Raw genomic sequence first — 11,811 nt, forward strand, 5'->3', positions numbered from 1 at the left:
CACTATTTTCTTAACTCTGCCTCAAATTGTTGTTCCAGTGTTGACACAACTTTGGCATGCAGTTCAGTTACCTCTTCATCAAGCAATGTTCTGTCCGCATGACGGTACACAAGTGCGATTGCTACACTCTTACGATTAGCACCTAGGCGCTCTCCTGTGTAGATATCAAACACTTGAATTGACTCCAGCAATTCCCCTGCAACTTCGGAAATCGCTCGCTCCATAAGTCCAACTGGGACGCTTGTATTCACCACAACTGCAATATCACGCCCGATAGATGGATAACGAGGTAGCAGCTTATAAACAATCTCCTCGCCAGCCGCTTCCAGGATAGGTGCTAGTTCAACTTCAAGCACATACGTGTCGTCCAGATCACGCTGCTGTTGCGCAGTCGGATGGAGTTGGCCTACACGACCAATCACTTTTGGACCTTCAGCGGATGCAAGTAGGATCTCAGCTGTACGACCTGGGTGGAAGCCTTCTGGTGCTGCTGATGTATATGTCAGACCCTTAATTCCAAGGTACTCAACTAAACGATCGAAAATCCCTTTGATGTCGTAGAAATCAACTGCTTCTGACTTCTGAGCCCAGTGAGCTTGGCGACGTTTACCTGTTAGTACGATAGACAGTAATAGTTTTTCTTGCGGCAGAGCCGTAAGTGCTGCTTCATCCGTGATGAACGCTTTGCCCATTTCGAAAATAGCGACATCATCCATTGTACGATTGCGATTATAGCTTACAACATCAAGCAAATGTGGTACTAAGCTAGTGCGCAGCTGACTGCGGTCTTCGCTCATTGGCATCGCTAGTGAAATTGGTTTCGCAGTCGGATAAAGGCCAGGAATCGCATCTACTTGCGCTTGTGGATTCACTTCAGCACTTGCATCGCCTTGTGAACGTGGGTTGGTGAAGGAATACGTAATGACTTCATTCAATCCGCTTTGCGTCAAGATATTCCGTGTTATCCGGCGGATCGATTGCTCTTTGGATAGTGACCCTGGCGTCGTAACGCCGGTCATCAGGGTTGTCGGGATGTTATCGTAGCCGAAGAGACGTGCCACCTCTTCGATCAAATCGACATCACGTGTAATGTCTCCGCGGCGGCTCGGCACATGTACGAGCAGCTTGCCTTCGCCAGCTTGCTCGAATGTGAAATGCAAGCGCGAAAGGATTTGCCCCATCTCGGTCAAAGATAGCGCTGTGCCGAGATAGTTGTTCACGCGGTCAGCCCCAAGCTCAATGCTGACCGACTTGTGTGTTCCGCTAGCGGCTTCTACGATGCCGTCAGCGACTTTACCGCCTGCGTATTGCGCAATCAGCGCAGCAGCACGGTTCAATGCCGGAATCACCGATTCCGGGTTCACTTCTTTCTCGAAGCGAAGGCTCGCTTCTGAGCGAAGACCTAACTGGCGCGATGTGCGGCGCACGGAGCTGCCAGCGAACTTTGCGGATTCCAGAAGGATCCGCGAAGTTCCATCGGTCACTTCGGAGTTGGCGCCGCCCATAACTCCGGCAATCGCCACAGGCTTCGTGCCGTCCGTCACGAGAAGCATGTGTGGCTCTAACGTACGTTCCACATCGTCAAGTGTAACGAGCTTCTCGCCTGCTTCAGCGAGTCGTACATCGATGTGGCCGTTGTTTAGCTTCTCAGCGTCGAACGCGTGAAGCGGCTGGCCGTACTCTAACATCACGAAGTTCGTGATGTCGACGATGTTGTTGATGGGGCGAATGCCCGCAGCCATCAAACGGTTCTGGATCCACAGCGGAGAAGTGCCCACGCGCACGCCTTCAATTAGGCGAGCCGCGTAGTGCGTGCACTGCTCCGTCGCTGTGATCTTCACGCTGATGCGGTCCGCAGCTTTCACGCCGGCAGTGCCTGCCGCTTGGAGCGCAGCTTCCGCATCAGGCAGCTTAACTTCGCGGCCAAGAATCGCCGCGATTTCGTAAGCAGCTCCGAGCATGCTCAAGCAATCGGAGCGGTTCGGCGTCAAGTCAAGATCCATGACTTTATCGCTAATTGCTAGTACATCTAGAATAGATTGGCCAATCTCAGTGTCCTCAGGCAACACCAAGATGCCTTCTTGAATTTCTTTTGGAAGCAATTTGTCGTTAAGTCCTAGCTCTTTCGCGGAACAGATCATACCTTGAGATTCCACGCCGCGCAGCTTCGCACGTTTGATTTCCAGTCCGCCCGGAAGGACTGCACCGATCATCGCGACAGGAACCTTTTGTCCAGCGTCAATATTTTTGGCACCACACACGATTTGCAAGTCTTCGCCTTGCCCTGCATCGATCACACATACGCTTAGTTTATCCGCATCTGGGTGCTTCTCGCGGGATTTAACAAAACCAACAACTACGTTCGAAACCCCTTTGTTACGATCCTCAACGATATCTACTTCGATCCCGCTACGGGTTAATTTTTCAGCTAATTCCTCGGCTGTGAAGCCAGTTACGTCAACATATTCCGATAACCATTGATAAGAAACTTTCATGCTTTTACCCTCCTTTTCCTAATGCTTACACATGTAAAAATTGCTTTAAGAAACGCAAATCATTCGTATAGAAATGACGAATATCTTCAATGCCATATTTCAACATAGCAATACGTTCAACACCCATACCGAATGCGAAGCCTGTATATTCTTTCGGATCATAGCCACCCATTTCAAGAACTCGCGGATGAACCATGCCCGCTCCGAGAATTTCCAACCAACCTGTTTGCTTACATGTACGACAGCCTTCGCCGCCACACATGGCACAGCTCACATCAACTTCAACACTCGGCTCTGTGAACGGGAAGAAGCTTGGACGCATGCGAATTTTCGTCGAAGGGCCATACATTTCTTGCACGAATTGAAGCAATGTCCCTTTGAGATCACTCATCCGCACGTTGCGGTCAATGACGAGGCCTTCAATTTGTTGGAACATGTGAGAGTGAGTCGCATCGTCGTCATCGCGGCGGTATACTTTGCCTGGGCAAATGATTTTGATCGGAACTTCCCCTTTACGCTTCTCCATTGTTCTTACTTGTACAGGGGAAGTCTGGGTACGCATCAAAATCTCTTCTGTAACATAGAACGAATCCTGCATATCACGAGCCGGGTGATCCTTTGGCAAGTTCAACGCTTCGAAGTTGTAATAATCTTGTTCGACTTCTGGACCTTCAGCTACGGTGTAGCCCATCCCGATGAAAATGTCTTCAATTTCTTGAATCACTTTGCTCAAAGGATGCACAGCACCTTGCTGTGAAGGACGACCCGGCAAGGTAACGTCGATCATTTCAGCGCGAAGTCTGTTTTCTGTCTCTTGCTTCGTGTATGCGGCTTGTTTCTCTTCAATAACAGACTCAATTGCTGCGCGAACATCATTCGCTACTTGGCCAATAACTGGTCTTTCTTCTGCACTTAACGCGCCCATGCCGCGAAGAACTTCCGTTAACGGTCCTTTTTTGCCCAAATATTTAACTCTTAAATCATTCAGCTCCTGCTGACTTCCAACGCCGCTTAGCTCCTGCAGCGCTTCCTGCTTCAAAGCCTCTAACCGCTCTTTCATTGAAATCCCTCCTGATTTAGGCCTCTGAATCGCCCTTTATGAAAACACAAAAAAGACTTTCCGCTCCCTTGCAAGGGACGAAAAGCCGTGGTACCACCCTAATTAGATTCGTCTATGTCCAGTTGACAAATAAACGAGTCTCACTTCATTCCAGATAACGGACGATGTGTCCGGTTCCCTCTAATGAGAAGCTGATTAGTGCTTCTGTTCAAAGGACTGCTCGGGAGCGAACTTCCACAGCCTGATTCTCGGGGCCAGCTCTCAATCATCGGCTTTCCCTCCCTGTCAAGAAGCACTGCGTACTCTTCTCCGTCAAAGCATTTCCACGTATATGTACCAGTTATTATATGCAAGATACAGAGGATATGCAAGTACATCCAACCTTTGTTTCTGAAAGTTTTCAGAAATATCCTGTTGACTTCATGCAACGACAGGTTTATATTTTACTTAAACAATTTAAATATTATTTAATTTAATTATTATATTGTTTAATTATTAGACAATTCGAACAATTTGCAAGGGAGGTTATGACTTGGAAAATGATTTGAATGACTTCACCAATCGCTTTCGGACAACATTTGAATTAGCTCATCGCAAAATCACACAAAAAGTCCTTGCGGAGTTGAATTCAGAGTTAACCGCTCCCCAATTATTCATGTTAGCGATGATCTCTAAAGAACAAACACCGAAACAATCTCAGCTTGCTGATAAATTGGGTGTTAAACCAAGTGCGATCACGGTGATGATTGATCGACTTGTTCAGAGCGGGCATGTGATACGTAAACATCATGAGACGGATCGTCGGATCGTGCTGGTTGAAAACACAGCTGAAGGAGCTGCTGTTCTTGCTAAGGCTACCGAAGTTCAGAAGAAAGTAATTGCTAGTGGATTATCTCAGCTTCCTACGGATGAGCTTCATATTTTCGTAAGTGCGTTCGAAAAATTCACTTCATCTTATTAATTTATTTTTATTCATCAAAGGAGTGATACACATGGACAATATTCAAAAAGCAGCGCCTAACGAACTCTCGGATTCAGCTGCACCTGAGCTCAAAAACCGAGGGCTCTTGCTCACTGGTCTGATCATCGCCATGCTCTTCGGGGCCTTGGACGGTACGATTGTAGGAACTGCAATGCCGCGTATCGTTGGGGAATTCGGTGGACTAGGGTTAATGACCTGGTTAACGACAGCTTACATGTTAACATCGACCGTCGTCGTGCCTATCGCGGGTAAACTGGCTGACTTAATTGGCCGCCGCGTCATTTATGTAACAGGACTTATCATCTTTATCGTTGCATCTGCGCTTTGTGGTATGTCACAGAACATGACTGAACTTATTTTGTTCCGTGGTTTGCAAGGTCTTGGCGGTGGTATCATGATGCCAATGGCCATTATCATTATCGGAGATTTATTCACAGGTAAACAGCGTGCCAAATGGCAAGGTGTTTTCGGAGCAATCTTCGGTTTATCCTCTGTTATCGGGCCGCAAGTTGGTGGCTGGATCGTAGATGCTTGGGACTGGCGTTGGGTGTTTTACATCAACCTGCCTGTTGGTATTCTAGCTGTTATTCTGATCTCTATTGCCTTACCGAAGCATAAATCAGTAGGGAAAGTTAAGTTCGATATTCCAGGTATTGTTACCATGATCGTCGGTGTTGTGAGCTTACTTCTTGCTCTTACGTTTGGCGGAAGTGAGTATGCTTGGGGCTCTTGGCAGATTATAGGTCTGTTTGCACTAGCTGTTGTGTCATTAGTTGCCTTCGTATTCATTGAAAGTAAAGCAGATGAGCCAATCCTTCCTGTTCGTTTGTTTAAAAATAGAACTTTCTCCACCATTAACGGCGTAGGCTTCCTGATGGCGGTTGGTATGTTCGGTGCTATTATGTTCGTTCCTCTTTTCATGCAAGGGATTGTTGGTATTAGCGCCTCAGCTTCTGGAACTGTCATGACACCACTCATGATTACAATGATTGCTGCAAGCGTCGTTTCTGGCCAATTGATTGATAAGATTGGTGTTCGAAGACAAATGTTCATCGGGATGATCGTCATGGCTGTTGGCTTTGTATTCCTTAGCACAATGGGCATTTCCACTACGAAGTTGATCGCATCCAGCTACATGGTTCTTCTTGGTTTAGGAATGGGGCTTGTCATGCCGATCCTAACGCTCGCTTTACAAGAAAGCTTCCCTAAATCGGAGCTAGGTGTTGTAACATCTTCCAGCCAATTTTTCCGTCAAATCGGTGGTACCTTCGGGATGACGATTCTCGGCACTATTATGAATCACAAATCAACGATTTTGCTTGAACAAAATTTAGAGCCAGTAGTGAAACAGTTCCCCGCGGAAGTAGGCAGTCCGTTAATTGACATGATTCATAAGAACCCACAAACTCTCTATTCCTCCCTCTTAAGCCCAGAGGCGTTGGCTAAATTGCCAAAAGAATTAGTAGAGAGATTGCCAATCATTAAAGATGCGCTTGTTTCCTCTCTTCATCAAGTGTTTATCTACGGACTGGTATTCGTACTACTCGGCGCGATCCTTACGCTATTCGTTGGGAACATCAAACTTTCTGACCGTAAATCGAAGAAAAAAGAAGATGGAGAAGATGATAACCAAGTTTCCCCTCATCTTGCTCATTAAAAAAAGCTCCCTTCCTCTACTGAGGTTGGGAGCTTCTTTCATTTTAATCAATCGTTCCTATTTGGCTAAGCGGAAATATCCGAAATACAGCTTTACCAATAATATCTTTCTCAGCTACAAAAGGTGTCGTCGGCCACAAATGGGAATCATAACTGTCGTTGCGGTTATCCCCAAGAAAGAAATACTTCCCTTCGGGTACGGTAACCCGATGGAACGTGTACGTCATTGGCGCTTGAATGTACGGCTCGTCGACTTTGACTCCATTCCGATATAAGGCACCCTCTTTGATCTCAATCGTATCGCCAGGCAGACCAATCAGACGCTTCACATAGCGGTCTTCATTTCCTTCTATTGGCGGCCAAAACACAACGATATCACCGAATTCAAAGTTGGTTAACGGCTTCATTTTCTCCACAATAAGCTCGTCTTGCAATTGTATGGTTGGCAGCATAGAGCCTGTTGGAACTGTCATCGCTTGCGCAACATACGTATTGACGACAAGCGCGATAATGATTGCGAATGCGATCGTAGGTACCCATTCTTTCAATAGGCTAAGCACATACTTTTTGACCAAAATACCAACATCCTCTCGTAAAAATTCATCCCCTCCTTACACCATAACCCATTTATGGAAAGCTTACATTAAGATGAGATAAACTTTGTTAATAAAGTCTCTAGTAAGACGTTTACAGGAACCGAAAACTTTAACTTGCTAAATGTGGTAAAATAACAGGTAGTTGTATAATGAATTTGGATACCTATTGAGGAGAGTGCACAACATGAAATATCGTAGACTTGGCAAAACAGACCTGAAAGTTTCCATCGTTGGTGTTGGCACTTGGCAATTTGGCGGTGAGTGGGGATTAACCTATACGCAAGCAGAAGCAGATGCAATTCTAGATCAAGCCGCTGAGCTTGGAATCAACTTGATCGATACGGCAGAGTGCTATGGGGATCATCTATCTGAATCCTTTATTGGTAGTTATTTATCCCGCCGCGATCGCGATAAGTGGGTTGTGGCAACGAAATTCGGCCATCATTTCCATGATTTATTTACCCGGACTGATGAATTCAGTGCTGAATCCGTTGTCAAGCAGTTGGATGCTTCCTTACAGGCTTTACATACGGATTATATTGACTTATACCAGTTCCATTCCGGACCTGACGCTTTATTCGATAATGATGATCTATGGACCACCCTTGATAAACAAGTCCAAGCGGGCAAAATACGTCACCTAGGTACTTCGATCGGCAGCAATGCCAATATTCATCAGACTTCCGCTTCTACAAAAGTGAACTCCAAAGCGATTCAAGTTGTCTACAATCGTTTGGATCGTGCCCCTGAAGAGTCCGTCTTCCAGTCCTGTATCGATCAAGATCTTGGCGTACTCGCACGTGTTCCGCTAGCAAGTGGTTATTTAAGCGGGAAATATAAGCCAGGTGCCGTATTCAGTAACACGGACGTTCGTCACCGTCACGATGCGGAAAGCGTCAAACAGAAGCTGGAAGAAGTTCAGCGCATACAGCAAAATGAGGTACCCGAAGGAATGGATATGGCGAAATGGGCACTTGCTTGGTGCTTGAAGCATGATGCCGTCACTTCCGTTATTCCAGGCTGTAAGAACCCTGAGCAAGTGATTGCGAATGCAGCGGCAACTGAGCTTATCAGTGACAATCATCCGCAAGCTTGGAAAGCCTAAGGAAGAGGAAGGACGGACTTCGCCATGCCTCACTTACAGCACGATGAAACTTGGAAGAAGTTGCATACCCATATCGACGAGTGGGTGGCTGGCAGCAAAACACATACCAAGGAAGGTCATGTCGCTTCCTATATTCCTGAATTAGCGAACGCTTCTGGGGATATTCTCGGTTTTTGCATCATGGATCATGCAGGGCAAACCATCACATCAGGTGATTCTGAGTTTCGTTTCACCCTGCAAAGTATTTCGAAAGTTTTCTCACTGATTTTAGCTCTCATGGATAACGGTGAAGAGGTTGTCTTCTCCAAGGTAGGCATGGAACCGACGGGTGATGACTTCAACTCCATGTTGAAGCTCGAACTCATTGAGCCAGGCATTCCTTTCAACCCTTTAATCAATGCGGGGGCGATTGCTATCTCTTCTTTGATCGGAGGGAATACGCCAGATGAACAGATCGATCGTATCCTTCATTTCTTCAGGGATATTGCTGATAATCCTGCACTTGATATCAATCCCAATGTGTTCAAATCGGAATCCGATACAGCTCATCGGAATCGTTCCTTAGCTTACTTCCTGAAGGATAATGGCGTTTTGGATAAAGAAGTTGACGAAGTGCTGCGTGTTTACTTCAGTCACTGCTCCGTTGAAGTGAATTGCACAGATCTGTCCAGAATGGCCCTTGTTCTCGCGCATAACGGCGTGGATCCGATCCGCAAACAGCGTCTCATCCCGCGGCGCTTCGTGCAAATCGCCAAGACCTTCATGTTTACCTGCGGCATGTACAATGCCTCTGGCGAATTTGCGATGAATGTCGGGCTGCCTGCGAAGAGCGGCGTGTCCGGCAGCATCCTGACGATGGTGCCGGGACAATACGGCATTGGGCTCGTCGGGCCAGCCCTCAATCGCAAGGGAAACAGCACAGCTGGTGTTCATCTTCTCGGCATGCTCTCGCAGGAATTCGACTGGAGCTTATTCTAAAAAAGCTCGTAAACAAAAAAGAACCTTCCCCTTGACCACGTTTCCGTCGTTCAAGAGGAAGGTTCTTTCCATTCACACCGTTACTTTTATTGCATCGATTGTTTGACCCGTTGGAGCGCTTCAATCAACTCATCCACTTCATGTTCACTCAGCCGAATCGTCACATAGTTGGGTGAAATGCCACCGTCGTTAATCTCAATGAGCGCCGAATCATCCTTGTCATCTAACTTGACTGACAGATTGTCCTTGTCTAACATGAGAACCCAAGCCATAGGTAATCCTCCTCGTCGAGTGAATCTGCTTTATTTATCCTTAATATACGATAAAATCTTTGGTATAAACAGTCTCATTATCATCTGTATCCATGACACGCATTTCTAGCTCCCAATTCCCTCTAAAGGGCAAATACGGCCCTTCCGATTTGTAGCTAAACTTGGCAAATCCGTACGACTCCTCTTCCTTCGTATCTTTATAGATCGTTAACGGAATAGAAATCGGCGCGATCTCTTTGTCATCCTTGTTATGCAAAACTAAGAGCACTTGCTTCGGTTGACCTGATTTCTCAGGCAGCCACACTTTGGCTACGAAAGCATTGTTTCCAGGGACCTTCGGTGTAATATCGACTGAAACATGGACCTTCTCCCCCATTTGATGCCATTGCAATGGCTCATTTGCTGGGATCGGCGCCATATACGTAAGCAGCCCTACTAAAACAACAATGATGACCATAAGCGAGAGATCTAGCTTTACCCACACGATGGATTGATTCACTTGTTTCCTGCGAAGGAAGAGGCGAATTACGAATCCAATTAGGGCAACAAGTACTACCACGCCTACTTTCACAAGTAAGAGAATTCCCCACGTTGTGTACGTCAAGTATTCCAAACTCGGTAAAAATAGCAGAACAGATAGAATCCCTGAAACGGTTAAAACAATAATCGAAATCAGTGCGAATTTTGAAAATTTCTGCATGTAGCTGCCGAGGTCCATCTTGTTATGACGCCATTTGGCATACAACAGAATCAATCCGCCTACCCAACAAGCGGCAGCGACGAGATGGATAAAGTCGAGCCCAATCGTCGCCCATAGTGGAGAGAAGGAGGCTGCGTGGCCGCTAAAGCTTTTGACAGCCAATAGAGCAATTGACCAACCCACATCAATCCAAGCTAACCTCCCCAGCAACACAAAGCCTAGAAAGGATAATACAAGTAGCAGCACCCAAGAAATTCCGATATTCGTCGCACTAAGAAGCTGCCATATTTCTTCGACACCACCGCCACCTAGCAGATCCTCGATATGCGTGAAAATCAGCAATAATAGGGCAACAATGTGCGCGCGTTGAAGATTGAGCGTCCACGAAGAAACGAACTTTTGTGTTTCCTCGCCTTGCGGTCTCATCAATCGTAACCAGAAAGCCCATCCCGTCAAGGCTAACAACATCAAGAACCACAAGCCGCGAGAGGCGTATTGCAGCAATCCTTTTGTCGTTAGAGGTCCCGAGCTATGATCGTGCCCCGTATGGGCCGAAGGCACATCGAGAACATCTTCTTGTGGCGGATTACCGACTGTAATTGGATAGCTTCCACCTACTGGATGACCGTCAGCTGAGATGACGTGATAACTAATTAAATACACGCCTTCTGCCAGTCTCGGCAAATCCAGTTTAATGCCCATCTGATCCTTATTCATGATCGCTTTGCGATTGGTCGTCTCTGTTCCATTATGATCATAAACTTTGATATAAAAGAGTCCGCTATCTAATTGTTCATTGAACGTAACGGAAATTTGCTGTGGTGAGGTTTCGAGCTTCGCCCCCGCTTCCGGCGTTGCTTCGACTAATGAGGCATGCGCAGAAACGGTTCGAGGCGCTATGGCCGTGCTCAGCAACATAATCGCCAGTACAGCAAGCATGACGGCAGGCAGTCGCAAGATCCACTTGGTTCGTTGTTTGAATAATCCCATTATCCCTATCCCTCTAATCCGCTATGGGTCTACGTCCAGCAAAACCATCTTGCTCACCGTGATAATAACGAATCTGATCCTCTCCTTGCTTCCAACACAGCAATACTTCTTGCCCATTCATTACAGCAGGAAAATCCACAAGTCCTGAATCGATATCCTTCAGCTCAATGCCCGTCTTTTGAAAGCTTTGGATAAGCCCACGCGCTTCAATTTGCAGAAATTCCAGTGCCGCTTCCATGACAAAAAAGGGATCCTTTTCCCCGCTCGGCTTCTCTGCGTACTCATTCTTCTTATGGCGTAGTTCCATATATTTATCCTCAAACTCGCTCTTCAAGGCTTGCATTTTCTTCAGTTCCTGATTAACAAAAGGCAGTAAACCATTGGCCTCTTCCAAAGAGAACCATTTCTTCTCAGACATAACGCACCTCCATGTCCTTATTTTAGCAAAAAAACGAAAGAACTACGAATTCTACTCATGTGAATGAGGCTTATCGTGAACGTGATGATGATGTCCATGACTATGGCCATGCTCGTCTACATGTGTAACAGACAGCTCCGCGTAGCCAACCCCTTTTAACACTTGGATTCGTTGCTGCAGCTCTCTAAGTTTCTGTACTTCACCGCGAACGACGAGTATTTCCAAGCATTGCTGATGGTTTAAATGGATATGCATCGTTGAGATAATCGCATGATGATAATCGTGCTGAAGCTCCATTAATGTAATGGGCAGATCTCTAATCTCATGGTCATACACCATGACTATCGTTCCGGCAACCATTTCCTCTGGCTGCATACTGCTTGACGTTAAAAGCGCCTTGCGCGCGAGATCTCGGATCGCCTCCGAGCGATTGTCATACCCCTGTAAAGCAATTAACCGATCGAATTGCTCAATGAGTGATTGTGGCATTGAAATTCCAAAACGCACCAGATTGTCTTTCTCTGACATTCTTCTTGCTCCTTCATAAATAGCTTTGTGT

The 11,811-nt window shown here is 46.4% G+C and carries 11 protein-coding genes; 4 read left to right on the forward strand and 7 right to left on the reverse strand.

Annotated elements, in window-relative coordinates; translation table 11 throughout:
* Positions 1–2 precede the first annotated feature (2 nt).
* Entirely contained in the window at positions 3–2,495 is a 2,493-nt protein-coding gene (pheT, locus tag AC58QT_RS24350) for a phenylalanine--tRNA ligase subunit beta (protein WP_497411261.1), read from the reverse strand.
* Positions 2,496–2,520: 25 nt separating this feature from the next.
* Positions 2,521–3,555, reverse strand: a complete 1,035-nt coding sequence (gene pheS, locus AC58QT_RS24355) for a phenylalanine--tRNA ligase subunit alpha (protein WP_497281088.1) — start codon at positions 3,553–3,555, stop codon at positions 2,521–2,523.
* Between the two features lie 532 nt (positions 3,556–4,087).
* Between pheS and AC58QT_RS24360 the strand changes: the two genes are divergently transcribed.
* Together AC58QT_RS24360 and AC58QT_RS24365 are read left to right on the forward strand one after the other, a co-directional pair.
* Positions 4,088–4,516 (forward strand): MarR family winged helix-turn-helix transcriptional regulator, encoded by a 429-nt coding sequence (locus tag AC58QT_RS24360; protein ID WP_497411262.1) that lies wholly within the window; start codon positions 4,088–4,090, stop codon positions 4,514–4,516.
* A 130-nt stretch (positions 4,517–4,646) separates the two neighbouring features.
* Positions 4,647–6,194: an MDR family MFS transporter gene (locus AC58QT_RS24365; RefSeq protein WP_497281576.1), complete on the forward strand. Its 1,548-nt coding sequence runs from the start codon at positions 4,647–4,649 to the stop codon at positions 6,192–6,194.
* A gap of 43 nt (positions 6,195–6,237) precedes the next feature.
* On the opposite strand, the gene lepB is transcribed toward AC58QT_RS24365, so the two are convergent.
* The gene (lepB, locus tag AC58QT_RS24370) at positions 6,238–6,768 is read right to left on the reverse strand and encodes a signal peptidase I (RefSeq protein WP_497411263.1); all 531 of its coding nucleotides are present in this window, start codon (positions 6,766–6,768) and stop codon (positions 6,238–6,240) included.
* A 205-nt stretch (positions 6,769–6,973) separates the two neighbouring features.
* On the opposite strand from lepB, the gene AC58QT_RS24375 reads away from it, so the two are divergent.
* Positions 6,974–7,894, forward strand: coding sequence for an aldo/keto reductase (locus AC58QT_RS24375; protein WP_310502005.1), 921 nt, complete (start codon positions 6,974–6,976; stop codon positions 7,892–7,894).
* Between the two features lie 24 nt (positions 7,895–7,918).
* A complete protein-coding gene (gene glsA / locus AC58QT_RS24380; RefSeq protein ID WP_497411264.1) occupies positions 7,919–8,872 on the forward strand; it encodes a glutaminase A in 954 nt (317 codons plus the stop codon).
* Between the two features lie 86 nt (positions 8,873–8,958).
* Here the strand turns inward: glsA and AC58QT_RS24385 are convergent, their stop codons facing one another.
* Genes AC58QT_RS24385 through nikR form a run of 4 tightly spaced genes read right to left on the reverse strand, consistent with a single transcriptional unit; the run spans position 8,959 to position 11,780 of the window.
* The gene (locus AC58QT_RS24385; RefSeq protein ID WP_310502007.1) at positions 8,959–9,144 is read right to left on the reverse strand and encodes a hypothetical protein; all 186 of its coding nucleotides are present in this window, start codon (positions 9,142–9,144) and stop codon (positions 8,959–8,961) included.
* Positions 9,145–9,184: 40 nt separating this feature from the next.
* Positions 9,185–10,834 (reverse strand): copper resistance CopC/CopD family protein, encoded by a 1,650-nt coding sequence (locus tag AC58QT_RS24390; protein WP_497411265.1) that lies wholly within the window; start codon positions 10,832–10,834, stop codon positions 9,185–9,187.
* 13 nt (positions 10,835–10,847) lie between these two features.
* Positions 10,848–11,252 carry a DUF2203 domain-containing protein gene (locus tag AC58QT_RS24395; RefSeq protein ID WP_310502009.1) on the reverse strand — a complete coding sequence of 135 codons (405 nt, stop codon included), beginning with the start codon at positions 11,250–11,252 and terminating at the stop codon, positions 10,848–10,850.
* Between the two features lie 51 nt (positions 11,253–11,303).
* Positions 11,304–11,780, reverse strand: a complete 477-nt coding sequence (gene nikR / locus AC58QT_RS24400) for a nickel-responsive transcriptional regulator NikR (protein WP_497411266.1) — start codon at positions 11,778–11,780, stop codon at positions 11,304–11,306.
* Positions 11,781–11,811: the final 31 nt, after the last annotated feature.

This window comes from Paenibacillus sp. J31R109 (genome assembly GCF_059692055.1).